This window comes from Afipia sp. GW821-FHT14H12, from assembly GCF_058803465.1.
The window spans coordinates 1,248,352-1,273,584 of record NZ_JBXAOZ010000001.1 but is presented as its reverse complement, the minus strand read 5'-3'; the positions used below and the strand labels follow the sequence as shown (position 1 = coordinate 1,273,584).

Sequence of the window (25,233 nt, the reverse complement as noted above, 5' to 3'; positions counted from 1 at the left end):
GCCGAAAGGAGCGTTCACAGGCTTTCTCTCGCGCCCAAGCCGGTATAGGTTTGCCGCGTCGCTCCATCCGTTTTCATGCATCCGCAAGAGCGGCTTCATCGCAACGTGTTCGCCTGCTTCGCCGGCGCCACAACGAACCGGACTTAAGCGTGACTGATTTTATGCTTCGCCATTCCGGCGCATTTCGCATGTGGCTGATCGCAATCGCCGCAGCGTTTTCGTTGCACGCTTCAGCCACACCGGCCCACGCGGAAGCCTATCTGCTGATCGACGCCAACTCCGGTAAAGTGCTGCAAGCCGAGAATGCCACCCAGCCATGGTATCCGGCCTCGCTCACCAAGATCATGACCGCCTATGTGACGCTGACGGCGGTGAAGCAGGGCCGCATCAGCCTCGACACGCTGCTCACCGTTTCGCCGAACGCGGTCGCGCAAGCCCCCTCGAAAATGGGTTTCCCCGCTGGGACGACGGTGACGGTCGATAACGCGCTGAAGATGATGATGGTGAAATCGGCGAATGACATGGCGGTCGTGCTCGCCGAAGGCGTCGGTGGCTCCATCGAGGGTTTCGCGGGCATGATGAACGAGACCGCCCGTCAACTCGGCATGACGCAGAGTCATTTCGTCAATCCCAACGGCCTGCCCGACGACGCACATATTTCATCGGCGCGCGATATCGGCATTCTAGCGCGCGCCTTCTATCGCGACCTGCCCGAGTACGAGTATTTCGCCCACCTGCCCGGCATCAAATTCGGCCGCCGCGTGACGATGAACTTCAACAAGCTGATCGGCCGCTATCCCGGCGCGGACGGCATGAAGACCGGTTTCATCTGCGCCTCCGGCTTCAATCTCGTCGCCAGCGCCACGCGTAACGACAAGCATCTGATCGCGGTGGTGCTCGGCGCGCCCTCATCGGCCCAGCGCACGATCAAGGCCGCACAGCTTCTGGAAAAGGGATTCAATCACAGCAAGCTTGCCTGGCTGAAACCCTCTCTCGGCACGGTCGAACAATTGCCGCCGATCGACGCCGCGCCGCCAAACCTGCGCGATCAGGTCTGCGGTCCGCATCGCAAGCGTCCCGCCGCCGAGGACGAGGACGACGATGTCGAGATCACGCTCGACAACAAGAGCGACTCCGCGAACCCCGCCTTCGCGCTCGCCAAGCTTCAGGTCAACATCAAGGCGTCGGACATCCTGTCGGTCCCGGCCGTGCAGGCGCAGCCGATCATCGTCTATACGGGCCCCACGCGCAGCGGTTCTGCGCTGCTTGCCGCCAATGCCGAAGAAGCCGCCAAACAGGCCGCAGCGGGCAAGGCACTCCGCAAAGCCAGAGCTGCCAAGCATGGCGCGCACAAGCACGCCAGACAGGCGGCCAAGCCTGCAGATACGCCCGTTGCACCGAAGCAGGCCGCAGCGAGCAGTGGCAAGCGCACCGCGACAGCGTCGGCTGCTCCGGCTGCGAAGCCTGCGGCCAAACCTGCGCCAGCGTCCTCCACGAAGCCCGCAGTGCACGCGAAGCCCGTTGCTCACCCGGCCAAGAAGCCCACGGCGAACGCTTCCGCCAAGCCGAAGCCAAAACCCGCCACGTCGCAAAAAGACACCGCACCAAAAACCTGACGATGCGGTGATGCTGCCGCATCACAAGAGCGCGCGGCAAAATGTTCGGTGCGCATCCTGATCGCGCAGACCCTGCGCCTTGCCTTGAGCCAGCCGCTCTCCGATACTCGTTCCAAGAGTGGCTGCGCCGCCTCGGGAGATGTCATGGAACGTATCTGGCTCAAAAGTTATCCGCCCGGCATACCGGCGGATATCGATGCAAGCCATTACGCCTCCCTCGTCGACCTGATCGAAGAAAGCATGGCGGCTTTCGCCGCCCGCACGGCCTTCACCTGCATGGGAAAGTCGCTAAGCTACCGGCAATATGACGAGTTCTCCGCCGCTCTCGCCGCTTATTTCCAAAGCCTCGGCTTGCCCAAGGGATCACGCGTCGGCGTGATGATGCCGAATGTGCTGCAGCATCCGATTACGTCCACCGCGATTCTGCGCGCGGGCTTCGTCGTGGTGAACATCAATCCGCTCTACACGCCGCGCGAGCTTGAGGTGCAACTCAAGGACAGCGGCGCAGACGCCATCGTTGTGCTGGAAAATTTCGCGCACACGCTGCAAAGGGCGTTGACCGTCACCCCGGTGCGGCATGTCATCGTGGCCTCGCTCGGCGACCTGATGGGCTTCAAGGGCAGGATCGTCAATTTCGTGGTGCGGCACGTCAAGAAGCTCGTCCCCGCCTTCTCGATTTCGAGCGCGGTGTCGTTCAACGATGCCTTGGCGCGAGGGCGCGGCATCGCCTTCAAGAAACCTACGCTCGGCCCGGACGATATCGCCTTCCTGCAATATACCGGCGGCACCACCGGCGTCGCCAAGGGTGCCGTGCTGCTTCATCGCAACATCGTCGCCAACGTGTTGCAGAACGATGCATGGCTACAACCGGCACTGAAGAAAAAGCCTGTCGAAGGCCAATTCCTTCAGGTCTGCGCGCTGCCGCTCTATCATATCTTCGCACTCAGTGCCTGCTTCCTGCTGACATTGCGCGCGGGCGGCGCAAGCCTCCTTATTCCCAACCCGCGCGATATTCCCGGCTTCATCAAGGAATTGAAGCAGTACCGCGTTCATAGCCTGCCTGCGGTGAACACGCTCTACAACGCGCTGCTTCACGCGCCGGGATTTGACGACATCGACTTCAGCCAGATGATCGCCTGCGCGGGCGGCGGCATGGCGGTGCAGCGCACGGTCGCCGAGGAATGGAAGAAGCGCACCGGTTGCGCCATCGCGGAAGGTTACGGCCTGTCCGAAACGTCGCCGGTGCTGACCTGCAACCCGTCCGACATCGACAGCTTCAACGGCACCGTGGGACTGCCCCTGCCGTCGACCATGATTTCGATTCGCGACGACTCCGATCATGAGATGCCGGTCGGCGAGCGCGGCGAGGTGTGCGCCAGCGGCCCTCAGGTGATGCAGGGCTACTGGAACAGGCCCGACGAGACCGCGAAGGCGATGACGGCGGACGGCTTTTTCCGCACCGGTGACATCGGCGTGTTATCGGCCGAAGGCTATCTTCGGATCGTGGATCGGAAAAAGGACATGATCCTGGTGTCAGGCTTCAACGTCTATCCGAACGAAGTCGAGGAAGTGCTCTCGAGCCATCCCGGCGTGCGGGAGTGCGCGGCGATCGGCGCTCCGGATGGAAAGTCCGGCGAGGTGGTGAAGGCTTTTGTTGTCAGAAAAGACCCAAACCTCACCGAGCAGGCGTTGCACGATTTTGCCGCCGAGCAGCTCAGCAAATACAAGACGCCGCGGCACATCGAATTCCGCGACGAGCTGCCGAAATCCAATGTCGGAAAAATCCTCCGCCGCGCGCTGCGCGATGAAGAAATGGCAAAACACTGATCGATGACAACTTCGTTTTCTCCCGACGACATCATCTCGTTCTGGCGTGACGCCGGCGAGGACCGCTGGTTCAAGGCGGATGCGGATTTCGACGCCGACGTACGCGCGCGTTTTCACACGCTATGGCAGGAAGCCCGCAACGGCCGCCATGCCGACTGGGAAAAGACCGCCGACGGCATGCTGGCGCTGATCATTGTGCTGGATCAATTTCCACGGAATATGTTTCGCGGCAGCGCCGAGGCGTTCTCGACCGACCCGCAGGCGCTCGCCCTCACCAAGCGCGCCGTCGCGCAGGGCATGGACCAGCGCATTGGCCCCGACCTTCGCGCCTTCGTCTATATGCCGCTGATGCATTCGGAAGATCCCAAGGACCAGCTTCGCTGCGTCGAGGTGTTCCGCGCGTTCGGCAACGCCAACAATCTGGCGTTCGCCGAACTGCACGCCGACATCATCCGCAAATTCGGACGCTTCCCCCATCGCAACACCGTGCTCGGGCGGCAGACGACAGCGGAGGAAGCGGCCTTCCTCGCCGATGGCGGCTTCAAGGGATAGGCCCGCCGCCCAACCATATCTTAACGAATCCTTGCTAGGTCGGACCATCGCCGCAGATGCGGCAGACGGATCACCGCCCCTTGGCCCTCATGGACGCTCAAAGCTCGACGAACCGCCTATCGACCTGGCTGGAGCGGCTACGCGGCATGTTGGGAGGCACCAACGAGGCCTCGCTGACCAGCCGTCTCGCGAGCGCCGTATTTGCCATCCGCGTGCTCAGCGCCGGCCTTGCGTATCTGGCGCAGATTCTGCTGGCGCGCTGGATGAGCGGATCGGAATACGGCATCTACGTCTATGTCTGGACCTGGGTGCTGCTGGTCGGCAGCATGCTCGATTTCGGCCTAGCCGTTTCGGCACAGAAACTCATTCCCGAATATCGCAGCAGCGGCCAGCAGGCCCTCCTGCGCGGCTTCCTGCTCGGCAGCCGTCTGATGGTGCTCGGCGCATCGACCCTGATGGCCCTCGTTTTCGCCAGCATCGTCCATCTCGTGACGCCATGGCTCGAAGCAGGCATGGCGACGCCGCTTTACATCGGCTGCCTGATATTGCCGGCCTTCGTCGTCGCCAACATGCAGGACGGCATCGCCCGCTCACATGACTGGATTCGCCTCGGACTGATGCCGCAATTCATCGTCCGCCAGACGCTGATCATCGCGTTCACGGCGGGCATGGTCGCGCTCGGCCTGCATCTCGAGGCCACCGCCGCCATGATGGCGAGCGCTGCTGCAGTATGGATCTCCGTGACGGGGCAGATGCTCATTCTGAACCGCAAGTTGCACGCCGAAGTGGAGCGCGGCCCGCGCGACTACGCGCTCACAAGCTGGCTCAAGCTGTCGCTCCCCATCATGATGGTGGAAGGCTTCTACCTGCTGCTGTCCTACACCGACATTCTGGTGCTGGAGCATTTCCGGTCATCCGAAGAAGTCGGTCTTTATTTCGCGGTGGTGAAAACGCTCGCGCTGGTGTCCTTCATCCATTACGCGATGGCGACCACCACCGCGCATCGCTTTACCGAATACTATACGAGCGGCGACACCGAACGGCTGTCCGCCTATGTGAAGCATGCGATCAAGTGGACGTTCTGGCCCTCGCTCGCCGCGACGCTGCTTCTGCTCGCATGCGGCAAGCCATTATTGTGGTTGTTCGGCCCGCAATTCACCGCCGGCTATGGAATCATGTTCGTCGCCGCCATCGGATTGATCTCGCGTGCGGCGATCGGCCCGGTGGAAAGGCTCCTGAACATGAGCGGCAACCAGAGCTCCTGCGCGCTGACTTATGCCAGCGCGTTCGTCATGAACCTCGTGCTGTGCGTGGTACTGGTGCCGCACTACAGCGGCTACGGCGCAGCCGCGGCCACTTCGACCTCGCTGGTGTTCGAAAGCATTCTTCTGTTCGCCATCGCCAAGCATAAGCTCGGCCTGCACGTTCTCGCTTTTGGCGGACGCAAGAGCGCCTGAGCGCGCCGCTTACGCCGCTGTCCAGCCGCCGTCGATCGACAGATTGGCGCCGGTGATCTGGGCCGCATCATCACCGCACAAATAGACTGCAAGAGCGGCGACCTGCTCGGAGGTGACGAACTCCTTGGTCGGCTGCGCCTGCAGCATCACATCCTTGATGACCTGATCCTTGGTCATGTTGCGGGCCTTCATGGTGTCGGGAATCTGCTTCTCCACCAAAGGCGTCCAGACATAGCCGGGGCTGATCGCGTTGCAGGTGATCTTGAAGGTCGCAAGCTCCAGCGCCACGGTCTTGGTGAGACCTGCGATGCCATGCTTGGCCGCGACATAGGCCGACTTGAAGGGCGATGCCACCAGCGAATGCGCCGAGGCGGTGTTGATGATGCGACCCCAGCCGCGCTTCTTCATGCCGGGCACCGCCGCGCGGATGGCATGAAAGGCAGATGACAGATTGATCGCGATGATCGCGTCCCACTTCTCGGGTGGAAACTCCTCGACCGGGGAGACGAACTGGATACCGGCGTTGTTGATGAGGATATCGACCGAACCGAAAGTCTTCTCTCCGAGCGCGATCATCTGCTCGATCTCGGCAGGCTTGGTCATGTCCGCGGGAGAATGCACCGCCTTGACGCCGAATTCGCGCTCAATGCCGGAGCGCTCCTTCTCGATATCGGCGGGCTCACCCATGCCGTTGAGCACGATATTGGCGCCCGCCTTGGCAAGCGCCCGCGCATAAGCGAGGCCGATGCCGCTGGTTGATCCGGTGATGACGGCGGCCTTGCCTGCCAGTGAAGTCATTGCGCGCTCCTGCGTCTTGAACACTCTCGCGGGAGAACGTGGGACGTGACCAGCGCGCCGTCAATCCCGGCTTGCGGAGGAGGTTTAACGATCCGGTGAGGCCAGGATCATGGTCCAGAATACCTTGTATTTGGAATTCGGCGCATAGACCGCGGCAATGCCCATTTTTGTGACACCGCTCGCCAGCATGTTGGCCCGATGCGAGGGCGAGTCGCGCCAGCCGGAAAACGCTTCCGCCATGGTGTGGTAGCCGGCGGAAATATTCTCGACCGCCTTCGCGGCATTGAAGCCCGATGCCTTCACGCGCTTGGCGAACGGACCCGCGACATCGTGATCGAGCTTGTTCTTGGCCGCCATCGCCCGCGACTGCGTTTCGGCGGCGGTCATCAATTCGGAATCGATCGTCACCGCGCCCAATCCGTTGTTCTGGCGGTATTGGGAGATCATCGAGGCCGCCGCACTGGCATCGAGTTTGGCGTTCGGATTCGCCATGCTGACATAAAAGGATGGCTGCTCGGTGGAGATGTCGTTACCGGCGCAACCGGCGAGCACGAGCAATCCCAGAATGGCGACGGCTAATCGTAACATGTGTGCAAAGGCCCCTTGAGAGGGCCGTTGTTGCACAGGAACCATGGCTGAAAGGTGAACACGGACACAATTTTCAGGAATAGCAGGCGTGCCGTCCGGCTCCTGGATTTATGCCCCGGCGAAAATCCGGAACCGGCGGGGCTGAAGCCCCACCACATCGCCGGACTTGAGCCCACGGTCGCGCGGCGCATCGATTTCAATCACGGTCTCCCCGCCGCCGACATGCAGCGCGATATCGGCCCGCTGGGTGGGCCCGAACGTGCGCACATGCCTGACATCGCCCTCGAGAAGCCCGCTGCCCGCAGGACCCACCGCGACATCATGGCGGCGGATGAACAATTTCGACGGCCCTGAAGCGCTGCCCTGCGAGTCCAGCGCAAGCGTCGTCTCGCCGAGGCGAACCTGTCCGTCCACGACATGCACGGGCAGCACGATGGATTCGCCGATGAAGCCGTGCACGAAGGCGCTCGCCGGGTTGTCATAGACATCGCCCGGCGAGCCGACCTGCTCGATCCTGCCCTTGTCCATCACCACCACGCGGTTGGCAACTTCCAGCGCCTCCTCCTGATCGTGCGTCACGAAAATCGAGGTGACGTGAATCTCGTCATGCAACTGGCGCAACCAGCGCCGCAATTCCTTGCGCACCTTGGCGTCGAGCGCGCCAAACGGCTCATCGAGCAGCAGGATGCGCGGCTCGATCGCCAGCGCACGCGCAAGTGCGATACGCTGGCGCTGACCGCCGGACAATTGCGCAGGATAGCGGTCGGACAGCCAGTCCAGTTGCACAAGGTCGAGCAACTCCTTCACGCGCCGCCGAATGACATCCTCGCTCGGACGCACCGCGCGCGGCTGCACCCGCAAGCCGAAGGCGACATTCTCGAACACGGTCATATGGCGGAACAGCGCATAGTGCTGGAAGACGAAGCCGACATTTCGCTCGCCCGCGCCGCGCGACAGCGCATCATTGCCGTCGAACCGCACCGAGCCTGCATCCGGCCAATCGAGACCAGCGATGATGCGCAGGAGCGTGGTCTTGCCCGAGCCGGACGGGCCGAGCAGCGCCAGCAGTTCTCCATCATCGACCCTCAGGCTGACATCGTCGAGTGCCTTGAACGCGCCGAACCGTTTGACGAGATTGCGAACATCAATCGTCATTTGCGGGCTCTCCTTCCAAATGTCCTTCGAGGATGGTCTTGGCAACCAGCGTCACCAGCGCCAGCAATGCGAGCAGCGAGGCGACGGCGAACGCCGCCGCGAGCTGGTACTCGTTGTATAGAATCTCGACCAGCAGCGGCATCGTGTTGGTTTCGCCGCGGATGTGGCCGGACACCACCGACACCGCGCCGAATTCGCCCATCGCCCGCGCGTTGCACAACAGCACGCCGTACAGGATGCCCCATTTGATGTTGGGGACGGTGACGCGGAAAAATGTCTGAAGCCCGGATGCGCCGAGCGAGATCGCGGCTTCTTCCTCCTGCGTGCCCTGCTCCTGCATCAGCGGGATCAACTCGCGGGCAACAAACGGGAACGTCACGAACGTCGTCGCCAGCACGATCCCCGGCGTGGCGAATAAAATTTGAATGCCGTGCTGCTGCAGCCAGACGCCGAACAGGCCCTGCATACCGAACAGCAGCACGAACACTAGCCCCGAAATGACCGGACTCACCGAGAAGGGTAGATCGATCAGCGTGATCAGCAGCGTTTTGCCGCGGAATTCGAACTTGGCGATCGCCCACGCCGCCAAGAGACCGAACACGAGGTTGGCGCTCACCGAGATCAGCGCCGTCGTCAGCGTCAGCAGGATCGCCGATAGCGTCTCAGTGCCGGACAATGCATCGAAATAGGCCGACGCGCCCTTGGTGAGCGCGGTGGCGAAAACCAGAATCAGCGGCAACAGCACGAAGACCGACAGGAAAGTGATCGCGAAGGCGATGACAAGAAAGCGCAGGATGCGCGGCTCCGAGCGCGCATCGGGGCGCGCCAGCGGCAGAATACGGCTTGTGGTGAGGACAAGATCGCTCATTTTAATAACTCGCTGCGCCACGGGTCTGGGCCCAGCGCTGAATACGGTTGATCACGAAGATGATCAGGAAGGCCGCGACCAGCATGACGACCGCGATCGCGGTTGCATCGGCATAGCGGAATTCGGACAGCCGGATCACGATCAGTAACGGCGCGATCTCCGACACGTTCGGCAGATTTCCCGCGATAAAAATCACCGAGCCGTATTCACCGACCGCCCGCGCGAAAGCGAGCGCGAAGCCGGTGAGAATGGCAGGCGTCAGACTCGGCAGGATGACTCTGGCGATAACCTGCCAGCGCCGCGCACCGAGACTGCTCGCGGCCTCCTCCAGTTCCGGCTCCAGATCGGCCAGCACCGGCTGCACCGTGCGCACGACGAAGGGAATGCCAATGAAGATCATTGCCACGAAAATGCCGAGCGGCGTAAACGCCACCTTGATGCCCAGCGCCGCCAACGGCGCACCAAGCCAGCCCTTCGCGCCGAACAGCGTGCTCAACGCGATGCCCGCCACCGCCGTCGGCAGCGCGAAGGGAATATCCACGATCGCATCGAACAGGCGGCGGCCGGGAAAATCATAACGCGTCAGCGCCCAGACAACGATGACGCCGCCCACGAGGTTGACCAGTGCCGCGGCGAAGGCGATGCCAAACGACACCGACAGCGCATGAAGCGTGCGACCGCTCGTCACCGCATCGAAGAACCCGGACCAGCCAAGCTCCGCGCTCTTCAGAAACAGACACGCAAGCGGCAGCAGAATCAGGATTGATAACCATGTCAGAGTGAGCCCGAGGGTCAGCCCAAACCCCGGCAACACGCTCCGTCTCGTCAACACACTCACAGCGCCTCGCTTGCTTCGATAAACCGTGACTGCCGGGCGCATGTGATGCGCCCGGCAGTCCTTGTCGATCAAAAATTCCGTCAGTTCTTATAGATCTTGTCGAACACGCCGCCCTCGGCGAAGTGCTCCTTCTGGGCTTTGGTCCATCCACCGAACACATCGTCGATGGTGAACAGATCAACCTTGGCGAAATTCGCCGCATACTTCTTGGCGACTTCGGGATCGCGCGGGCGGTAGAAATTGCGCGCCGCGATCTCCTGCGCTTCCCTCGTGTACCAATGTTTCAGATAGGCCTCGGCAACGCCGCGCGTCCCCTTCTTGTCTACAACACTGTCGACGATCGCCACCGGTGGCTCGGCAAGGATGGAAATCGCAGGCACCACGATCGCGAACTTGTCCGCGCCGAATTCCTTCACCGCTAGATAAGCCTCGTTTTCCCAGGCAAGCAGCACGTCGCCAACACCACGCTCCACGAATGTCACGGTCGAGCCGCGCGCACCGGTATCGAGCACCGGCACGTTCTTGTAGATGTTCGCGACAAATTCGCGTGCCTTGTCTTCGGAGCCGAACTTCTTCAGCGCGTAGCCCCAGGCCGCGAGATAATTCCAGCGTGCGCCGCCCGACGTTTTCGGATTCGGCGTAATCACGCTGACGCCCGGCTTGATGAGATCGTCCCAATCCTTGATCGCCTTCGGGTTTCCCTTGCGGACAAGAAACACGATCGTCGAGGTATAAGGCGACGAATTCTGCGGCAGGCTTTTCTGCCAGTCCTTCTTCAGCACGCCCTTGTTGGCAATGGCATCGATGTCATAAGCCAAAGCGAGCGTCACAACGTCCGCCTGCAAGCCATCGATCACCGAACGCGCCTGCGAGCCCGAGCCGCCGTGCGACTGCTTGATTTCGACGGTCTTGCCGGTTTCCTTCTGATAGGCAGCCGCGAATGATTTGTTGAAGTCGACGTAAAGCTCGCGCGTCGGATCATACGACACATTCAGCAACGTATAATCGGCGGAGTGCGCGGCACCTGCAACCACGATTCCCGCGAGCGCAAGAAGGGTACGACGGATCATTCAAATCTCCATGCGAGCCGATGACAAAACGTCATCAGCGATGGAGCTACAGTCCGAAACTCACGTGTTTACGTCAACGAAACGGGATTTCTTTGTTTGATGCGAAGCGTAACGAACGTGCTATCAAGTCTTCGCAACGTGAATGCCGCATTCTGTCTTGGCTCTTCCGCGCCAGCGACCGGCACGCGCGTCTTCTTCTCCCGGCGCACTTCGACTCGAGCACGGCATGCATCCGACCGACGCGTAGCCTGACGCGACCAGAGGATGCTGCGGCAACTTCGCTTCCGCGTAGAGCGCCCTCAATTCTTCCGCCGTCACATTGGCCAGCGGATTGAATTTCAACCGCTCGCCATCACGTTCGACGACGGGGATGGCCGCGCGTGCACCGCCCTGAAATCGCTTGCGGCCATTGAGCCAGGCAGCGAACGGCGCAAGCGCACGCGTAAGCGGCTCCACTTTGCGCAAATGGCAGCACGCATCCGGATCGGTCAGCCACAATTCACGATCCGCGTCCTGCCGCGCCACGTCCTCGGTTAACGGATGGATCGTGTGCACGTCGGTCAGGCCGAGATGATCGATCAGCGTGTTGCGGTAGGCGAGCGTTTCCTCGAACAGCCAGCCGGTATCGAGAAATACGACAGGGATCGCCGGGTCGACATCGGCCGCGAATTTCAGCAGCGCCGCCGATTCCGTGCCGAACGACGACACCAACGCGAGCTTCTCGCGTCCGACCGCTTCAACAGCGGCACGAATGATGTCCGCGGGCGAAGCATCATTCAGCCGCGCGTCCAGCGCCGCGACGTCCGTAACTTTTACATCCAATGCCATCACTGGATTTTCTCCATAAGGCTCGCGGCCAGCCGATCGAAATCCGACCGGCGCCATAACAGCGAGCGCTCCACCACATCGCCGATGATAAGGATCGCAGGGCCGTTCTCGACCTGCGTGACAAGGTCAGGAAGCTGGTCGAGCGTGCCGACCACGGCTTTCGCATCCGGCCGCGTCACACGCGCGAACACGCCGACCGGCGTATCGGGCGAGCGGCCTGCGGCCAGCATCCCGGCGCGGATCGCGGGCGCCGCCGTGATGCCCATGTAGACCACCACCGTCATCGCAACGTCGGTGAGAAGCGACCAGTCCACCGCCTCGGCATCGCGAGTCTTGTGCGCAGTGAGGAAGGTGATCCGCGTGGCCTTCTTGCGGAATGTCAGCGGCACCTCGAACTGCGCTGCAGCACCTATTCCGGCGGTGACGCCCGGAATGACGGCATAGGCAACACCCGCTTCGCGCAGCGCCGCGATCTCCTCGCCGCCGCGACCGAAAATGAAAGAATCGCCACCCTTGAGGCGGACGGCGCGCTTGCCCGCGCGCGCGGCTTCGATCATCAGCCTGTTGGTGGCCTCCTGCCCGATCCCCGGCTTACCGATACGCCGGCCGACCGACACGCGCGCGGCATCGCGGCGCGCACGATCGAGCACTTCAGGCGACACCAGATCGTCGTAGAAAATCACGTCGGCATCCTGAAGCGCCCGCAGCGCCTTGATCGTGAGAAGATCGGGATCGCCCGGTCCCGCGCCGACCAGAGTGACGAGACCGCGTTCGGATGCGAAGGCGACAGGATCCTCGATCGCATCCAGCGCGCGTTCGGCCTCACGCTCGCGCCCGGACAGAACCAGCGCGCCGATCGGGCCATCGACGATGCGCTCCCAGAATGTCCGCCGATCGGACATCTCCGGCAACCGCGCCTGCATCGGCTTGCGCCAACGACCGATGAAGGCCGCGAGGTCACCAATACGCGCGGGCAGAATGCTTTCGATCTTCTCGCGCACACGCCGCGCCACCACCGGCGAACTGCCGCCGGTGCCGACCGCGACAACGACATCGCCGCGATCGACGATGGCCGGAAAGATGAAGGTCGAATGCGTAAGATCGTCCATGACATTGACGGGAATGCCCGCCGCTCGCGCCCGCGCCGCCACGGTTTCGCCCAACTCTCCCGCCCCGGCGCAGAGAATGGCGATGACACCATTCAGGTCCGCTGATAAAGGATCGCCGGCGCGTTCGACCCGGCCCGCAGCCTCGCTATCGAGGCCGGAATCGTAGTCGCCATCCACGGCAAACCATCTCACCCGCGCTCCCGCTGACAACAGCAGCCGCAGCTTTGCCCGCACCAGATCTCCCGCGCCCACAAGAAGAACGGGCCCGGCTTGAAGGTCGAGAAAGATCGGCAGGAAGCGCATGACAACTCGAAGCTGAAATTCTGGATTGACTAGAATTAATTTCTATATATGTATCTAGAAGATACACCAAGTAGAATTTAATTCTTCTAAAGAACGATCCTATCGAAGAATTTTTGCCTTCCCAGATAGTGAAACAAGGGAAATGTATCTTCTTGTCGAAGACCGCGACGGCCAAGAGCACAAACTGGAAGGTCTGGACGGATGGCGCGTCATGGAGGTCATCCGCGATTGGGGGCTTTCGATCAAGGCCGAATGCGGGGGCGCCTGCGCCTGCGCAACCTGCCACGTCTATGTCGACCCGGAATGGGTCGGGCGGCTCGCGCCGCCGAGCGATGAGGAAATCGACATGCTCGACGGGGCCTTCTTCGTCGAGCCGAATTCACGGCTTGCCTGCCAAATCCTGATGACTCCTGAAACCGACGGCCTGCGCGTCAAGCTGGCCCCGGGTACGGAGTAGCCACGAAAGATGACGACGCATGGACCATCTCGACGAGCTTGAAGCACAAAGCATCTACATTCTTCGCGAGGGGTTCGCGCGCCTGAAACGGCTCGCCTTGCTGTGGTCGCTCGGCAAGGATTCGAACGTCATGATCTGGCTGGCGCGCAAGGCGTTCTTCGGCAAGGTGCCGTTCCCGTGCCTGCACGTCGACACGCAAAAGAAATTCCCGGAAATGTACGCCTTCCGGGATCACTACTCGAAGGAATGGGGCCTCGATCTCAAGGTGGACTTCTGCCCGCCGGTCGAGGAGGTCGACCCCACGCTGCCACCAGCGGCCCGCTCTGCGGCGCGCAAGACCGAAGGCCTCAAGCTCGCACTCGCCAAGTACGGTTTCGATGGCCTGATCGCCGGCATCCGTCGCGACGAGGAAGCCACCCGCGCCAAGGAGCGCGTGTTCTCGCCGCGCGGCACGGAAGGCGGATGGGACGTCCGCGACCAGCCGCCGGAGTTCTGGGATCACTTCAACGCTTCGGTGCCGACGGGTGCTCACTTACGCATCCATCCGATCCTGCATTGGACCGAGACCGACATCTGGGCCTACACCCAGCGCGAGAACATTCCGATCATCCCGCTTTATCTGTCAAAGAACGGCAAGCGTTATCGCTCACTCGGCGACCAGGACATCACCCATCCCGTGGCCTCGCATGCCTCGAGCATTCCCGAAATTCTCGCCGAGTTGCACAGCACCAAGGTGCCGGAGCGCGCGGGCCGCGCGCTCGATCATGAAACCGAAGATGCCTTCGAGCGGCTGCGCGTCGCCGGTTATCTGTGAAGCGGGAGCAGCGCCATGACCATTCTTGTTTCTCCTTCTGCCGTTCCGCACGCCGCAACCGGCGAGCGCCCGCAGGTTTCCATCGTCATCGTCGGCCATGTCGACCACGGCAAATCGACCCTCGTCGGCCGCCTCTTGCATGAGACCGGCAGCCTGCCGGACGGCAAGCTCGAAATGCTGAAAGCCGTCAGCGCGCGGCGCGGCATGCCGTTCGAGTGGTCGTTCCTGCTCGATGCGCTGCAGACCGAGCGCGACCAGGGCATCACCATCGACACCACGCAGATCCGTTTCCGTACGCCCTCGCGCGACATCGTCCTGATCGATGCGCCCGGCCATGCCGAATTCCTGCGCAACATGATTACCGGCGCCTCGCAGGCCGACGCCGCCGTGCTAATTATCGACGCCCTTGAAGGCGTGCGCGACCAGACTCGCCGCCACGGCTATCTGTTGCATCTGCTCGGCGTGAAGCAGGTCTGCGTCGTTATCAATAAAATGGACCGCGTCGATTTCAGCGAGGCGCGTTTCGATGAGATCAAGTGCGAGATCAGCGAGCATCTCACCGGACTCGGCGTGACACCAGCTGCCGTTATCCCGATCTCCGCGCGCGATGGCGATGGCGTCGCGCACAACACGCCGCGCATCGCCTGGTACAATGGTCCAACCGTTGTCGGCGCGCTCGACACGCTGACGCCAACACGCGCTCTCACCGAATTGCCGCTGCGCCTGCCGGTGCAGGCGATCTACAAATTCGACGACCGCCGCATCATCGCGGGCCGCATCGAGGCCGGACAACTTTCACCCGGCGATGAAATCGTCATTATGCCTGCGGGCAAGATCGCCAAGATCAAGACCGTCGAGAGCTGGCCGAACACCCCCGTGAACGGACCGCAAGCTGCCGGCCGCTCGGTCGGCATCACGCTCGACCGCGAACTCTTTCTCGAGCGCGGCGATGTCATCGCCCACACGGCCACGGCGCCGCGCGACACCCGCCGCCTGCACGCCCGTATCTTCTGGCTGCATGAAGCGCCGCTGAAAACCGGCGACACCGTTCTCGTCCGCATCGGCACGATGGAGAGCCGCGCCACCGTAGTCGCCGTCGAGAAGGCGGTCGATCCCGGCGAATTGACGGGCGTCGCAAGCACCTCGATCGCGCGCAACCATGTCGGCGAAATCGACCTTTCGCTCGCAAGACCCGCCGCCGCCGACCCCTATGCCGACAACCCGCGCAACGGACGGCTGGTGATCGAAGTCGGCGGCCGCATCGCAGGCGGCGGACTCGTGCTCAGCATCGATGCCGGACAGCGCGCGGTGCCGGTCGATATCGTCCCCGTCGAATCCGCCCTGCAACCGCAAGAGCGCGCAGCGCGGCATCATCACTCCGGCGCGGTGCTGTGGTTCACGGGCCTGCCCGGCGCGGGCAAGTCGACGCTCGCACGCGCGCTGGAGCGCAGGCTGTTCAGCCGTGGTGGCTCCGCGATATTGCTCGACGGCGACACGCTGCGCGCAGGCCTCAACAGCGATCTCGGATTTTCCTCCGACGACCGGCGTGAAAACATCCGCCGCCTCGCCGAAGTCGCAGCCCATCTCGCCCGCAACGGCCACATTGCCATCGTCGCGGCTGTCTCCCCCGCCGCAGAGGACCGCGCCCAGGCTCGCCGCATCGCCGACGACCTGTTCCATGAGATCTACGTGTCGACATCCGCCGAGGTTTGCGAAAGCCGCGACCCGAAGGGCCATTACGCCAAGGCGCGCGCGGGCGGCCTGCCCGGATTCACCGGCACCGGCACCGATTACCAGCCACCCTCCGCGGCCGAACTTGTGCTCGACACCGCAACCCGGCCGGTTCTCGAAGCGGTCGGCGAGATCGAGCGCATGCTACTTGCGAGCCACGTCCTCCTGCAGGAACCGATGGATATTGCCGCTCATATCTGAGGGCAGCGGACGCGCTTTCCTCCGCGCGGGGCAAAATCTGTCATCGCGCGGAGTAAAATTGTAAATTTTGTAAAAATAGATTTGCAAAATCGCAACGCTTAGTCGTTTTCGTGCGCCATAGGTCTAATAGGTGCTATGCAGCAAAACACTTCTCTTTATGGGGTGTTTATCGTTAGATCGTCCCAATCCAATTCATTTCGGCGGACATTTCATTCCATTTTTTGAAATGGCCGCCAGTGGCTGTTTGGGAATGGGACTGAAATGACTCGCACAGAAATCGCCGGCCTGAAGATTGCTCCTGTCCTCGCGGAATTCGTCGAGAAGGAAGCCGTACCCGGCAGCGGAATTTCCGCCGAGAAATTCTGGAACGGCGTCGCCACGCTCGTGAAGGAATTCGCAGCAGACAATCAGGCGCTTTTGAAAAAGCGCGACGAATTGCAAAAGCAGATCGACGAATGGCATCGCGCCCATCGCGGCAAGCCGATCGACCTCGCCGCTTACACCGCGTTTCTGAAGGAGATCGGTTATCTCGTTCCCGAACAGCCGACGCAGCCGGTGAAGACCGCCAACGTCGACGACGAAATCGCCCACATTCACGGCCCGCAGCTCGTGGTGCCGCTGAGCAACGCGCGCTATTCGCTCAACGCCGCCAACGCGCGCTGGGGCAGCCTGTATGACGCGCTATATGGCACCGACGCCATTCCTTACGACGCCGATTACAAAAAGAACGGCTACGACAAGAATCGCGGCGCCAAGGTCATCGCGAAGGCCAAGGCGTTCCTTGACCAGTCCGTGCCGCTCGCCAAGGGCAGCCATGCCGACGTCACCGGCTATTCCGTTGAGAAGGGCGAACTGGTCGCACGGCTTGAAGGTGGTTCAACCGCGCTGAAGAACCCGGCCCAGTTCATCGGCCATCGCGGCAATGCCGCAGCCCCTTCGGCGGTCTTGCTGGTCAACCACCGCCTGCACATCGATATCGAGATCGACCGCACAGCCACGATCGGAAAGGACGATCCCGCCGGCGTCAACGACATCGTCATCGAATCCGCGGTGACGACGATTCTCGACATGGAGGACAGCGTCGCCGCCGTCGATGCCGAGGACAAAGTCCTGATCTATCGCAACGCCCTTGGCCTGATGCAGGGCACGCTGAAAGCCGAATTCAGCAAGGGCGGTAAGACGCTGCATCGCGAACTGAACGACGACCGCGCCTATGTCGGCCGCGACGGCAAGGAAATCACGCTCCCCGGCCGCAGCCTGATGCTGGTGCGCAATGTCAGCATCCACATGTACACGGACGCCGTGCTCGATGCAGCCGGCCATGAGATTCCCGAAGGCATTCTCGATGCCGCCATCACCGCGCTGCTCGCGCTGCATGATTTGAAGCAGCGCCGCAACAGCCGCGCTGGTTCGGTTTATATCGTCAAGCCGAAGCTGCATGGTCCGGATGAAGTAGCGCTGACCGTGCGTCTGTTCGGACGCGTGGAAGAAGTGCTGTCGCTGCCGGCCAACACGCTCAAGGTCGGCATCATGGACGAGGAACGCCGCACCACCGTCAACCTCAAGAACTGCATCCAGAACGCATCCGAGCGCGTCTGCTTCATCAACACCGGCTTCCTCGACCGCACCGGCGACGAGATCCACACTTCGATCGAAGCCGGCCCGCTGGTCCGTAAGGCCGAGATGAAGGCAAGCGCCTGGATCAAGGCTTACGAGGATTCCAACGTCGACACCGGCCTGCTCGACGGCCTTCCCGGCCATGCGCAGATCGGCAAGGGCATGTGGGCCGCGCCCGACAAGATGGCTGACATGCTGGCGCAGAAGATCGCGCATCCGCAGGCTGGTGCCGCGACCGCATGGGTACCCTCGCCGACCGCAGCCACGCTGCACGCGATGCACTATCACCTTGTCGATATCGACGCTCGGCAGAAGGAGCTGAAGTCGCGTCCGCGCGCCAAGCTCTCCGACATCCTCACCATTCCGCTCGCCAATTCGAACTGGTCGTCGGACGACGTGAAGGAAGAACTCGACAACAACTGCCAGAGCATCCTCGGCTACGTCGTGCGCTGGCTCGATCAGGGCATCGGCTGCTCGAAGGTGCCCGACATCCACAATGTCGGCCTGATGGAAGATCGTGCCACGCTGCGCATCTCGAGCCAGTTGCTCGCGAACTGGCTGCACCATGGCGTGATCGACCGCGAGCAGGTGATGGAAGCGCTCAAGCGCATGGCCATCGTCGTCGACAAGCAGAACGAAGGTGACCCGGACTACACGCCGATGGCGCCGCGCTATGACGGCATCGCCTTCCAGGCGGCCTGCGACCTGATCTTCAAGGGCCGCGAGCAGCCGAACGGCTACACCGAGTTCATCCTCCATGCGCGCCGCCGCGAGATCAAGGAAGCGGCGCGGCGGAAGCTGGCATCCTGAAGCCAGTCTCATCCCGAAAGCAAAAAGCCCGGCATTGCCGGGCTTTTTTATTGAGCGCTACAGCGTGATGTATCGCACCAGCGAGAGAATACCGATGATGATGACGACGATGCGGATGATCTGTTTCGCCCGTCCCTCGATCGGCAGCATATTAACCAGATACAGAACCAGAATAACGACAACGAACGTAATCAGTGCGCTGATGAGCAATGACATGAAGGCCCCGTCTGTTTGACCGCGACGAACATAAATCGCCGCTCCTCAGAGAAGCCAACGCGTGACGGAATTTGAAGTTCCCGTTCGGGAACGGATTACTGCGCCGCCATGACGGGGATGGTCGCAAAGCGGGAGGCCGCACTCTTCGTCTGGGCGGGACTGACCTTCAGCGTCACCCGGCTGGACTTCGCCCCGGTCGCCGACAGCGTGCCATCTGCGTTGGCGACCAGATCGCCCTTACGCAGCGTCGGGTCGTCCTTGATATCGATATGCGCAAGTCCCCCCGGGGTCCTGCCGTTGCAAGTGCACCCGTTCACGAGCTCATTGCGATAGCGGAAAGCATTGGGGAGTGCCGAATAGGGTTTGCCGCTGTCGGTCGCCGCGCTGTCGATATCATGCCCGAACACCACCTTGGTTGCGCTGGCAGGGCAAAGGCTCTGGCACATCTCGGCCTTGCTCTCGTTCCCTGTCGCACCAAGCGGAAAATACCGGCCATCGCAGGTGCGCACGCAGTACGCCTTAGAAGGCCCCGATGCGACACGCGGCTGCTCCGGCGCGGAGTTATCATAGCCCGGCTCGGCAAACGGCAACGAAGGAGCATGGTAGCTCGGCCGCACGAATCCACCGAACAGAGATGAAAAGAAATCCTGGGCTTGCGCCGGCGAACCAGAGGCGACGATGGCCATCGTCAATCCGGCGGCGAGACCCGTGATCCACGTCGCATGTTTCGGCGGCATTCCACTTCTCCTCACACCCATCCTTCGCGTCCTACCGGGACAGCGTTAATCGAGCCTCGACAACTGCATCGGCTGACTGGCTCTTTCCGTGCTGCTGGTTAGCGAGGCTTGAGATGGCAACGTGCGTTTTGCTTCAAATTGCGGAGAACCGCCCTTCGGCAGCACGATCACCTTGGCGCCGACCTTCACCCGATTGAACAGGTCCTCGACATCGGTGTTGGTCAGGCGGATACAGCCGCTCGAGACGAACTTGCCGATGGTGGTGGGATCGTTGGTGCCATGGATGCGATAGTCGCTATGGCCGAGATACATCGCCCGTGCGCCGAGTGGATTGCCGGGCCCGCCCGCGACGAACCGAGGCAGATAGGGCTGGCGCGCGATCATCTGTGCCGGCGGATGCCAATCCGGCCATTCCGCCTTGCGCGAAATGGTCTGCACACCCGACCATGTGAAGCCTTCCCGCCCGACGCCGACGCCATAGCGGATGGCGCGATTGCCCCCGAGGACGAGGTAGAGATAGGTGTGGCGCGTATCGATGATGATCGTGCCCGGCGCCTCGCGGCTCGGATAGGATACCACCGCGCGCCGCAAACGATCCGGCAACGCCGCATCCTCAGAGGCTTCATTGTCGGGGCCCCCCGACGGAACGGCTGAATTCTGCGGCCAGTACAGGCCCGGCTGCGCCGCGTAGCTTAGCGACTGCGCGGAAGCCGGTGCAGCCATGACCATCGCCGCTGCCATCACGGATAAACCAGCGCCCCAGTTCAACACCGAGCGCAATGCGAAAAAGTCCCTCCTACCGCCAGCCAGGTCACTCATGACACCACGCCTCCGCGCATCCCATGATGCGAGCGCGAAGCCAATGCGCAGACAAGCCTTGCGGTTCCTTACCTCTTTAGAGACGAGGATCACAAACTGAGCGAGGAACCATTGCCTCATGATTCTCGTTATGACGCCTGTTAGTGCGGAGTTTCTCGCTGCCGGGGGTGTTGCCGGAGGGGAAGTTTGTTGCATCTGACGGACGGCCGGCAGTCCCGCCAGTTTGTTTCAAGTTGTGGCCATTGCCGGATACCGATCGAGCGAAAAACCCATGCATGAGCGCGCGATCGAAACCGTTGGCGAACCTGTCCCCGAAAGCATCGCCCTTTCGCCTCCCGTCATCCAGCGCGCCGAAATCGTCTCGTTCTGTCTGGTCGCGCTGCTGATCCTCGCCATCGTCGCGGTGCTGTATGTGGGGCGCGCGTTCTTCCTGCCCGTCGTCACCGCGGTCATTCTTGGCACCATGCTCTCACCCGCGGCCAAGCGCCTCGAGGCCTTCCGGGTACCGCGTCCGGTCTCGGCGGCGCTCATCGTCGTCCTCACCTGGGCGGCTTTCGTGCTGATGATCGGGCTGATCTCGGTGCCGGTGATGGACTGGTTCGGCAAGCTGCCTGAGCTTGGCCCCATCCTGAAGGACAAGCTGCATGTGTTCGACCGCCCGCTTGCGATCTGGCATCAACTGCAGGCGATGCTGGGTGCGCCGGCCACGGCAGAGCCGTCGTTGCAGCTTCCGAAAGTCGCGTGGGTACAGCCCACGATTGAATTCCTTTCCCCGACATTCACCGAAATCCTGCTGTTTTTCGCGGTGCTCGTTCTGTTCATCGCAAGCTGGCCGGACCTGCGCCGCGCGCTCGTGATGAATTTTCCCAACCACGACTCCCGGCTGCGGATGCTGAGGATCCTCAACGCTATCGAAACCAATCTCGGCAGCTATCTCCTCACTGTCAGCTTCATCAATGCCGGTGTCGGCGTCGCCACCGGCATCGCCTGTGCGCTTGCGCAAATGCCAAATCCGGCAGGGCTTGGCGGGCTCGCTGCGACGCTGAACTTCATTCCCATCATCGGGCCAATCCTGATGTTTGCGATCCTGCTGTGTGTCGGGATCGTCGCGATGCCGACCCTTGGCGGCGCGCTGATCGCGCCTCTCGCCTTCGCGGGGATCGCCTTCGTCGAGGGACACTTCGTCACACCGACAATCATCGGGCGGCGATTGTCACTCAACGCGCTGGCGGTGTTTCTCGCGCTGGCATTCTGGACCTGGCTGTGGGGGCCGATGGGCGCGTTTCTATCGTCTCCGCTGTTGATCGTCGGCCTCATCGTCAAGGAGCACATGATACCTGAGCGCGACCAGCCGCTTCCATCAGACTGAGGCTGCGGGAACTTTCCGGGATAGGGACGCGTTTGTGCTGCACACAGCTCGCCCTGCAGCGGGCATTCCGATGTCGCGTACCGGTAACGGGAAATTCAGCACATGACAGATCAAGCCACTCTCGACCGCCTTCAGAAAGATTTCGATGCCGTCAGAAAAGACGTTTCAAATCTCGCGCAGCAACTCACCGAGTCGTTGAACTCACTGGCCGACACCGCACAAACTCGCGCCAGACGCGGCTATCGACAGGCTCGCGCGCAGGTCGATGCCGCCGTCTCCGATGCGGCGGAGCGCGGCAGCGCGGCGCTCGACATGGCGCAGGACGCCGCCAACACCCTGGAAGAAACCCTTGAAGATGCGATCACTGAACGCCCCCTCGCAGCCGTCGGCCTCGCCATCGGCCTCGGCTTCCTGATCGGCGTGACGTGGCGCCGCTAGTGCCCTGAACCTTCAAGGCGGGCGCGCGAGCGACCGCCTTTTTCGTTTGTCCTGTTTCACTGATCGAGGCTTTCATGCTCGACAAGTTCATTGATGACCTGAAGGAAAGCGCCGGAACGGCGATGCGACTCACGTCGCTCGCCGCCGCTGTTGCCGTTTGCCTTTTCATCACCACCGGATTCCTGTGCGGGGCGGCCTTCGTCGCCGTGCTTGATAAATATGGCCCGGTCTATGCCTGCCTCGCCGGCGCCGCCGTGTTCTTTGTCTGCGCGGCCATGGCTGCGATCTGCTACGCACTGCGTAAACGCGCCATCCGTCAGCGTCGCGTGGAGGCCGCAAAATCGACGCTGCAAACCGCGCTCGGCGACCCGCTCGTCATTGCAACCGCCCTGCAGGCCGTGCGGATTATCGGCGTGAAGCGGATGATCCCGCTGCTCGCAATCGGCGGCATCGCGTTGGGGCTGATGTCGAAGCGACCGTCCGCGAAGGAATAATCGCCCGTGTTTTTGCGCGGGCGGTGCAAGTGCAAGTCCACTGCTTCAATGGCACGTCAGGTGATGCAGCGGGAGGGTTGCAGCAGCTTCGCGACCGGCGTCAGCACACTGACGGACGGCTCGCATGCCACCATGCGTTTACCCGTCGAAGCCCGGTCCACCGGAGGGGGCGCGATATGGTCTGTCGCAGAACCGCCCGCAGGCAACGGAACGCGCATCATCACCGAACTATCGGCACCCGGCAGCTGGAAAGAAACAGTGAGGTTCGGCCCTGGCACGGATGGCGTTGTGAGACGGTCGCCTTTGCCTGCGCGTTCGATCTGAGGCCCCGCATCGGCCCGCACAATCGCAGACGGCTGCCGCTGATCGCCCTTTGCGGGGACTTCGAGATGCACGGTGCTGAACGCCAGCGTTGCTGCGGCAGCACCCAAAATTCCTGAGGCCAACTGAAACATGGTCGTCGTCGCTTTTACTAAACGCACCACAGACGATGCATCAGATAACGATTGCCGGAAGGCTTCGTTCCGGCAAGAGATCTGGCGGGGTAAGACTATCGAGCGCAGGTGCAGTACCCCAAAAGAGGTAGGTGCCCGTTTCTCCAAGAAAAAAGCCCCGCTAAGCGGGGCTTTTCGTGAACGTGGTCAGGCCCCGCCCGTCAGGCGCTCGCCCGCTGGTTACGATTGCGTGAGTTCCTCTGAAAGAACAGCGCCTGGCTCGCCACCGCCGAAACCATCGCCGGCTGGAACGGCTTCGAGATCAGGAAAGCTGGCTCTGGCCGTTCGCCGGTGAGGAAGCGTTCCGGGTAAGCGGTGATGAACACCACCGGCACCTCGAAGGTTCGCAGCAGTTCGTTCACCGCATCGAGGCCCGAGCTGCCATCCGCGAGCTGGATATCGGCGAGGATCAGGCCCGGCCGCTTGGTTTTCGCGAGCGAAAGCGCATCGCTGTGAGTGCGCGCGACGCCGATGACGTTATGGCCGAGGTTTTTCACCAGACTTTCGAGATCCATGGCGATGAATGTCTCGTCCTCGATGATGAGCACGTCAGTCGCGATCTCGGCTGCAAGCTCGCGGCCCGCCGTATCCGTCAGCGCACGAACTTCCGCAACATCGATATCGAGAATGAAACTGACTTCTTCCTCGGAGAAACCTTCAAGGGACAGCAGCAGAAAGGCCTGACGCGCAAGCGGCGTGATGTTGGAGAGCCGCCGCTCCGACGCGGCCAGAGGAACAGGCTCGCCTTCGTCATTCAACGCAACCGAATGCCAGATCTTGGTGAAGAGGCGAAACAGGCCGACTCGAGGGCCATGGCTCTCATCCAGCAGAGAGGGATCCTGCAGCAGGGCCTCCAGCATCGCGCCGACATAAGAATCTCCAGACGCCTGGCTCCCTGTCAGCGCGCGGGCGTACCGGCGCAACAAGGGCAAATGTTCAGCAACAAGCTGAGAACGGGACATACCCCCTCCATAAAATCGATATCGTGGCTGCGGGCGATCGAGACTATGTCCCGGAAGCCGTGTCCCTATCTACCCCCGAGCGCGATTAAAGTTCCCTTCTCTCGGAACTTTCTGGTTTGAACCGCATTAAAGTTCGGAGAATGGCCTGTAGACTATCCGGCCGGTACAAAAAAGCATTCTCCTTGAAGGAGTTAACCCATGGCGACAGCATGGATTCAACCATGAAAGACCCCAAGCCGCTTCCCAGCAAGCCGGCCCCCAAAAGCGGCCTCAATGCAGAAATCCAGGCCCGGATCGGCCACCAGCTCCGCGCCATGTACGACGATGTCGTCAAACAGGGAGTGCCAGATCGCTTCGCCGATCTGATCCGCAAACTGGACGCCGGCGAACCGCCTGGGACCGACGGTGAGGGCCTGCCGCAAAACAGTATCGGGAGGGATTGATGCCTCTCACAGATTCTCTTCGCGACGAAATCCTCGCGTCTGTGCCGAGTCTCCGCGCCTTCGCGATTTCGCTCAGCGGAAAGAGCGATCGTGCCGACGATCTGGTGCAGGAAACGTTGCTGCGTGCGCTCGCCAATATCGACTCGTTTCAGCCCGGCTCGAATCTGCCTGCCTGGCTGTTCACGATCCTGCGCAATCTGTTTCGCTCCGATTATCGCAAACGGCGGCGCGAGGTGGAGGATGCCGAGGGCAGCTACTCCAAGACGCTGAAGTCGCAACCCGCGCAAAGCTCGCATCTCGAATTCGAGGAGTTTCGCGCAGCACTCGAAAAACTTCCACAGGACCAGCGTGAAGCCCTCATCCTCGTCGGCGCTTCAGGCTTTTCCTATGAGGATGCGGCGGCCATCTGCGGATGCGCGGTCGGCACCATCAAAAGCCGTGTCAACCGGGCGCGCTCGAAGCTCAGCGCCATGCTGTATGTCGACGGCACGGAGGATTTCGGGCCTGACAGCACGGTCCGCGCCGTGATCGGTGGCAGCGGCAACTGATCGCTGTTGTCTCCTATATCGAACAGGACAACGGGGCGCCCTCTGGCGTCCCGTTGTTGTTTCCAGCCCTGATC

Annotated in this window: 26 protein-coding genes; 13 read left to right on the top strand and 13 right to left on the bottom strand. The window is 61.9% G+C overall.

Going from position 1 to position 25,233, the window contains the following annotated elements; all coding sequences use genetic code 11:
* The first annotated feature begins 188 nt into the window (after positions 1 to 188).
* The 4 genes from AC1RNA_RS06295 to AC1RNA_RS06280 all read left to right on the top strand — a co-directional run bounded on the left by AC1RNA_RS06295 (position 189) and on the right by AC1RNA_RS06280 (position 5,452).
* Positions 189 to 1,616 carry a D-alanyl-D-alanine carboxypeptidase family protein gene (locus AC1RNA_RS06295; protein ID WP_492951184.1) on the top strand — a complete coding sequence of 476 codons (1,428 nt, stop codon included), beginning with the start codon at positions 189 to 191 and terminating at the stop codon, positions 1,614 to 1,616.
* Between the two features lie 144 nt (positions 1,617 to 1,760).
* The gene (locus AC1RNA_RS06290; protein ID WP_492950508.1) at positions 1,761 to 3,443 is read left to right on the top strand and encodes a long-chain-fatty-acid--CoA ligase; all 1,683 of its coding nucleotides are present in this window, start codon (positions 1,761 to 1,763) and stop codon (positions 3,441 to 3,443) included.
* Positions 3,444 to 3,446: 3 nt separating this feature from the next.
* Positions 3,447 to 3,995 (top strand): DUF924 family protein, encoded by a 549-nt coding sequence (locus AC1RNA_RS06285; protein WP_492950507.1) that lies wholly within the window; start codon positions 3,447 to 3,449, stop codon positions 3,993 to 3,995.
* An 89-nt stretch (positions 3,996 to 4,084) separates the two neighbouring features.
* Positions 4,085 to 5,452, top strand: a complete 1,368-nt coding sequence (locus tag AC1RNA_RS06280; RefSeq protein WP_492951183.1) for a lipopolysaccharide biosynthesis protein — start codon at positions 4,085 to 4,087, stop codon at positions 5,450 to 5,452.
* Between the two features lie 9 nt (positions 5,453 to 5,461).
* Here the strand turns inward: AC1RNA_RS06280 and AC1RNA_RS06275 are convergent, their stop codons facing one another.
* The 8 genes from AC1RNA_RS06275 to cysG all read right to left on the bottom strand — a co-directional run bounded on the left by AC1RNA_RS06275 (position 5,462) and on the right by cysG (position 13,009).
* Entirely contained in the window at positions 5,462 to 6,250 is a 789-nt protein-coding gene (locus AC1RNA_RS06275) for a 3-hydroxybutyrate dehydrogenase (protein WP_492950506.1), read from the bottom strand.
* An 84-nt stretch (positions 6,251 to 6,334) separates the two neighbouring features.
* Positions 6,335 to 6,838: a CAP domain-containing protein gene (locus AC1RNA_RS06270; RefSeq protein WP_009337554.1), complete on the bottom strand. Its 504-nt coding sequence runs from the start codon at positions 6,836 to 6,838 to the stop codon at positions 6,335 to 6,337.
* A 108-nt stretch (positions 6,839 to 6,946) separates the two neighbouring features.
* Complete coding sequence (locus tag AC1RNA_RS06265) at positions 6,947 to 7,993, bottom strand: sulfate/molybdate ABC transporter ATP-binding protein (RefSeq protein ID WP_492950505.1); 1,047 nt, start codon at positions 7,991 to 7,993, stop codon at positions 6,947 to 6,949.
* Positions 7,983 to 8,861: a sulfate ABC transporter permease subunit CysW gene (cysW, locus tag AC1RNA_RS06260; protein WP_492950504.1), complete on the bottom strand. Its 879-nt coding sequence runs from the start codon at positions 8,859 to 8,861 to the stop codon at positions 7,983 to 7,985. The genes AC1RNA_RS06265 and cysW overlap by 11 nt, the downstream gene beginning before the upstream one ends.
* Before the next feature lies 1 nt (position 8,862).
* Positions 8,863 to 9,741, bottom strand: a complete 879-nt coding sequence (cysT, locus tag AC1RNA_RS06255; RefSeq protein WP_492950503.1) for a sulfate ABC transporter permease subunit CysT — start codon at positions 9,739 to 9,741, stop codon at positions 8,863 to 8,865.
* A 38-nt stretch (positions 9,742 to 9,779) separates the two neighbouring features.
* Positions 9,780 to 10,769 carry a sulfate ABC transporter substrate-binding protein gene (locus AC1RNA_RS06250; protein WP_492950502.1) on the bottom strand — a complete coding sequence of 330 codons (990 nt, stop codon included), beginning with the start codon at positions 10,767 to 10,769 and terminating at the stop codon, positions 9,780 to 9,782.
* 123 nt (positions 10,770 to 10,892) lie between these two features.
* Positions 10,893 to 11,597 (bottom strand): phosphoadenylyl-sulfate reductase, encoded by a 705-nt coding sequence (locus tag AC1RNA_RS06245; RefSeq protein ID WP_009337563.1) that lies wholly within the window; start codon positions 11,595 to 11,597, stop codon positions 10,893 to 10,895.
* Positions 11,597 to 13,009, bottom strand: coding sequence for a siroheme synthase CysG (gene cysG, locus AC1RNA_RS06240; RefSeq protein ID WP_492950501.1), 1,413 nt, complete (start codon positions 13,007 to 13,009; stop codon positions 11,597 to 11,599). Before cysG ends, AC1RNA_RS06245 begins: the two co-directional genes overlap by 1 nt.
* Positions 13,010 to 13,151: 142 nt before the next feature.
* Here cysG and AC1RNA_RS06235 point away from each other — a divergent pair, with 142 nt between their 5' ends.
* The 4 genes from AC1RNA_RS06235 (at position 13,152) to AC1RNA_RS06220 (ending at position 18,639) form a co-directional block, all read left to right on the top strand.
* On the top strand, positions 13,152 to 13,466 hold the full coding sequence (locus tag AC1RNA_RS06235; RefSeq protein WP_009337567.1) for a 2Fe-2S iron-sulfur cluster-binding protein: 315 nt from the start codon (positions 13,152 to 13,154) through the stop codon (positions 13,464 to 13,466).
* 19 nt (positions 13,467 to 13,485) lie between these two features.
* Positions 13,486 to 14,280 (top strand): sulfate adenylyltransferase subunit CysD, encoded by a 795-nt coding sequence (gene cysD / locus AC1RNA_RS06230; protein WP_492950500.1) that lies wholly within the window; start codon positions 13,486 to 13,488, stop codon positions 14,278 to 14,280.
* 15 nt (positions 14,281 to 14,295) lie between these two features.
* The gene (cysC, locus tag AC1RNA_RS06225; protein WP_492950499.1) at positions 14,296 to 16,212 is read left to right on the top strand and encodes an adenylyl-sulfate kinase; all 1,917 of its coding nucleotides are present in this window, start codon (positions 14,296 to 14,298) and stop codon (positions 16,210 to 16,212) included.
* 261 nt (positions 16,213 to 16,473) lie between these two features.
* A complete protein-coding gene (locus AC1RNA_RS06220; RefSeq protein WP_009337573.1) occupies positions 16,474 to 18,639 on the top strand; it encodes a malate synthase G in 2,166 nt (721 codons plus the stop codon).
* Positions 18,640 to 18,696: 57 nt separating this feature from the next.
* On the opposite strand, the gene AC1RNA_RS06215 is transcribed toward AC1RNA_RS06220, so the two are convergent.
* The 3 genes from AC1RNA_RS06215 to AC1RNA_RS06205 all read right to left on the bottom strand — a co-directional run bounded on the left by AC1RNA_RS06215 (position 18,697) and on the right by AC1RNA_RS06205 (position 20,411).
* The gene (locus tag AC1RNA_RS06215; RefSeq protein ID WP_009337575.1) at positions 18,697 to 18,855 is read right to left on the bottom strand and encodes a Thivi_2564 family membrane protein; all 159 of its coding nucleotides are present in this window, start codon (positions 18,853 to 18,855) and stop codon (positions 18,697 to 18,699) included.
* A gap of 95 nt (positions 18,856 to 18,950) precedes the next feature.
* On the bottom strand, positions 18,951 to 19,592 hold the full coding sequence (locus tag AC1RNA_RS06210; RefSeq protein ID WP_492950498.1) for a DUF2865 domain-containing protein: 642 nt from the start codon (positions 19,590 to 19,592) through the stop codon (positions 18,951 to 18,953).
* A gap of 45 nt (positions 19,593 to 19,637) precedes the next feature.
* The gene (locus AC1RNA_RS06205) at positions 19,638 to 20,411 is read right to left on the bottom strand and encodes a L,D-transpeptidase (RefSeq protein WP_492950497.1); all 774 of its coding nucleotides are present in this window, start codon (positions 20,409 to 20,411) and stop codon (positions 19,638 to 19,640) included.
* A gap of 271 nt (positions 20,412 to 20,682) precedes the next feature.
* Here AC1RNA_RS06205 and AC1RNA_RS06200 point away from each other — a divergent pair, with 271 nt between their 5' ends.
* The 3 genes from AC1RNA_RS06200 to AC1RNA_RS06190 all read left to right on the top strand — a co-directional run bounded on the left by AC1RNA_RS06200 (position 20,683) and on the right by AC1RNA_RS06190 (position 22,712).
* On the top strand, positions 20,683 to 21,780 hold the full coding sequence (locus AC1RNA_RS06200) for an AI-2E family transporter (RefSeq protein WP_009337586.1): 1,098 nt from the start codon (positions 20,683 to 20,685) through the stop codon (positions 21,778 to 21,780).
* Positions 21,781 to 21,882: 102 nt separating this feature from the next.
* On the top strand, positions 21,883 to 22,218 hold the full coding sequence (locus AC1RNA_RS06195; protein ID WP_009337588.1) for an ElaB/YgaM/YqjD family protein: 336 nt from the start codon (positions 21,883 to 21,885) through the stop codon (positions 22,216 to 22,218).
* Between the two features lie 74 nt (positions 22,219 to 22,292).
* Entirely contained in the window at positions 22,293 to 22,712 is a 420-nt protein-coding gene (locus AC1RNA_RS06190) for a hypothetical protein (RefSeq protein ID WP_009337590.1), read from the top strand.
* A 56-nt stretch (positions 22,713 to 22,768) separates the two neighbouring features.
* Here the strand turns inward: AC1RNA_RS06190 and AC1RNA_RS06185 are convergent, their stop codons facing one another.
* Both AC1RNA_RS06185 and AC1RNA_RS06180 read right to left on the bottom strand, forming a co-directional pair.
* Positions 22,769 to 23,167: a hypothetical protein gene (locus AC1RNA_RS06185; RefSeq protein ID WP_009337592.1), complete on the bottom strand. Its 399-nt coding sequence runs from the start codon at positions 23,165 to 23,167 to the stop codon at positions 22,769 to 22,771.
* A gap of 200 nt (positions 23,168 to 23,367) precedes the next feature.
* Positions 23,368 to 24,168, bottom strand: a complete 801-nt coding sequence (locus AC1RNA_RS06180) for a response regulator (protein WP_009337594.1) — start codon at positions 24,166 to 24,168, stop codon at positions 23,368 to 23,370.
* Between the two features lie 221 nt (positions 24,169 to 24,389).
* On the opposite strand from AC1RNA_RS06180, the gene AC1RNA_RS06175 reads away from it, so the two are divergent.
* Both AC1RNA_RS06175 and AC1RNA_RS06170 read left to right on the top strand, forming a co-directional pair.
* Positions 24,390 to 24,611 (top strand): NepR family anti-sigma factor, encoded by a 222-nt coding sequence (locus tag AC1RNA_RS06175; RefSeq protein ID WP_009337596.1) that lies wholly within the window; start codon positions 24,390 to 24,392, stop codon positions 24,609 to 24,611.
* Positions 24,611 to 25,159 (top strand): sigma-70 family RNA polymerase sigma factor, encoded by a 549-nt coding sequence (locus AC1RNA_RS06170; protein WP_002718381.1) that lies wholly within the window; start codon positions 24,611 to 24,613, stop codon positions 25,157 to 25,159. Before AC1RNA_RS06175 ends, AC1RNA_RS06170 begins: the two co-directional genes overlap by 1 nt.
* Positions 25,160 to 25,233 lie beyond the last annotated feature (74 nt).

Bases quoted from the DNA above. Each gene is read 5' to 3' on its own strand.
- AC1RNA_RS06280 (WP_492951183.1), top strand. From the start codon at position 4,085: ATGGACGCTCAAAGCTCGACGAACCGCCTATCGACCTGGCTGGAGCGG.
- AC1RNA_RS06275 (WP_492950506.1), bottom strand. From the start codon at position 6,250: ATGACTTCACTGGCAGGCAAGGCCGCCGTCATCACCGGATCAACCAGC.
- AC1RNA_RS06285 (WP_492950507.1), top strand. From the start codon at position 3,447: ATGACAACTTCGTTTTCTCCCGACGACATCATCTCGTTCTGGCGTGAC.
- cysC (WP_492950499.1), top strand. From the start codon at position 14,296: ATGACCATTCTTGTTTCTCCTTCTGCCGTTCCGCACGCCGCAACCGGC.
- AC1RNA_RS06270 (WP_009337554.1), bottom strand. From the start codon at position 6,838: ATGTTACGATTAGCCGTCGCCATTCTGGGATTGCTCGTGCTCGCCGGT.
- AC1RNA_RS06195 (WP_009337588.1), top strand. From the start codon at position 21,883: ATGACAGATCAAGCCACTCTCGACCGCCTTCAGAAAGATTTCGATGCC.
- AC1RNA_RS06295 (WP_492951184.1), top strand. From the start codon at position 189: ATGTGGCTGATCGCAATCGCCGCAGCGTTTTCGTTGCACGCTTCAGCC.
- cysW (WP_492950504.1), bottom strand. From the start codon at position 8,861: ATGAGCGATCTTGTCCTCACCACAAGCCGTATTCTGCCGCTGGCGCGC.
- AC1RNA_RS06250 (WP_492950502.1), bottom strand. From the start codon at position 10,769: ATGATCCGTCGTACCCTTCTTGCGCTCGCGGGAATCGTGGTTGCAGGT.
- AC1RNA_RS06265 (WP_492950505.1), bottom strand. From the start codon at position 7,993: ATGACGATTGATGTTCGCAATCTCGTCAAACGGTTCGGCGCGTTCAAG.
- cysD (WP_492950500.1), top strand. From the start codon at position 13,486: ATGGACCATCTCGACGAGCTTGAAGCACAAAGCATCTACATTCTTCGC.
- AC1RNA_RS06290 (WP_492950508.1), top strand. From the start codon at position 1,761: ATGGAACGTATCTGGCTCAAAAGTTATCCGCCCGGCATACCGGCGGAT.
- AC1RNA_RS06205 (WP_492950497.1), bottom strand. From the start codon at position 20,411: ATGAGTGACCTGGCTGGCGGTAGGAGGGACTTTTTCGCATTGCGCTCG.
- AC1RNA_RS06235 (WP_009337567.1), top strand. From the start codon at position 13,152: ATGTATCTTCTTGTCGAAGACCGCGACGGCCAAGAGCACAAACTGGAA.
- AC1RNA_RS06170 (WP_002718381.1), top strand. From the start codon at position 24,611: ATGCCTCTCACAGATTCTCTTCGCGACGAAATCCTCGCGTCTGTGCCG.
- cysT (WP_492950503.1), bottom strand. From the start codon at position 9,741: ATGCGCCCGGCAGTCACGGTTTATCGAAGCAAGCGAGGCGCTGTGAGT.
- AC1RNA_RS06180 (WP_009337594.1), bottom strand. From the start codon at position 24,168: ATGTCCCGTTCTCAGCTTGTTGCTGAACATTTGCCCTTGTTGCGCCGG.
- AC1RNA_RS06175 (WP_009337596.1), top strand. From the start codon at position 24,390: ATGAAAGACCCCAAGCCGCTTCCCAGCAAGCCGGCCCCCAAAAGCGGC.
- cysG (WP_492950501.1), bottom strand. From the start codon at position 13,009: ATGCGCTTCCTGCCGATCTTTCTCGACCTTCAAGCCGGGCCCGTTCTT.
- AC1RNA_RS06245 (WP_009337563.1), bottom strand. From the start codon at position 11,597: ATGGCATTGGATGTAAAAGTTACGGACGTCGCGGCGCTGGACGCGCGG.
- AC1RNA_RS06215 (WP_009337575.1), bottom strand. From the start codon at position 18,855: ATGTCATTGCTCATCAGCGCACTGATTACGTTCGTTGTCGTTATTCTG.
- AC1RNA_RS06185 (WP_009337592.1), bottom strand. From the start codon at position 23,167: ATGTTTCAGTTGGCCTCAGGAATTTTGGGTGCTGCCGCAGCAACGCTG.
- AC1RNA_RS06190 (WP_009337590.1), top strand. From the start codon at position 22,293: ATGCTCGACAAGTTCATTGATGACCTGAAGGAAAGCGCCGGAACGGCG.
- AC1RNA_RS06210 (WP_492950498.1), bottom strand. From the start codon at position 19,592: ATGCCGCCGAAACATGCGACGTGGATCACGGGTCTCGCCGCCGGATTG.
- AC1RNA_RS06220 (WP_009337573.1), top strand. From the start codon at position 16,474: ATGACTCGCACAGAAATCGCCGGCCTGAAGATTGCTCCTGTCCTCGCG.
- AC1RNA_RS06200 (WP_009337586.1), top strand. From the start codon at position 20,683: ATGCATGAGCGCGCGATCGAAACCGTTGGCGAACCTGTCCCCGAAAGC.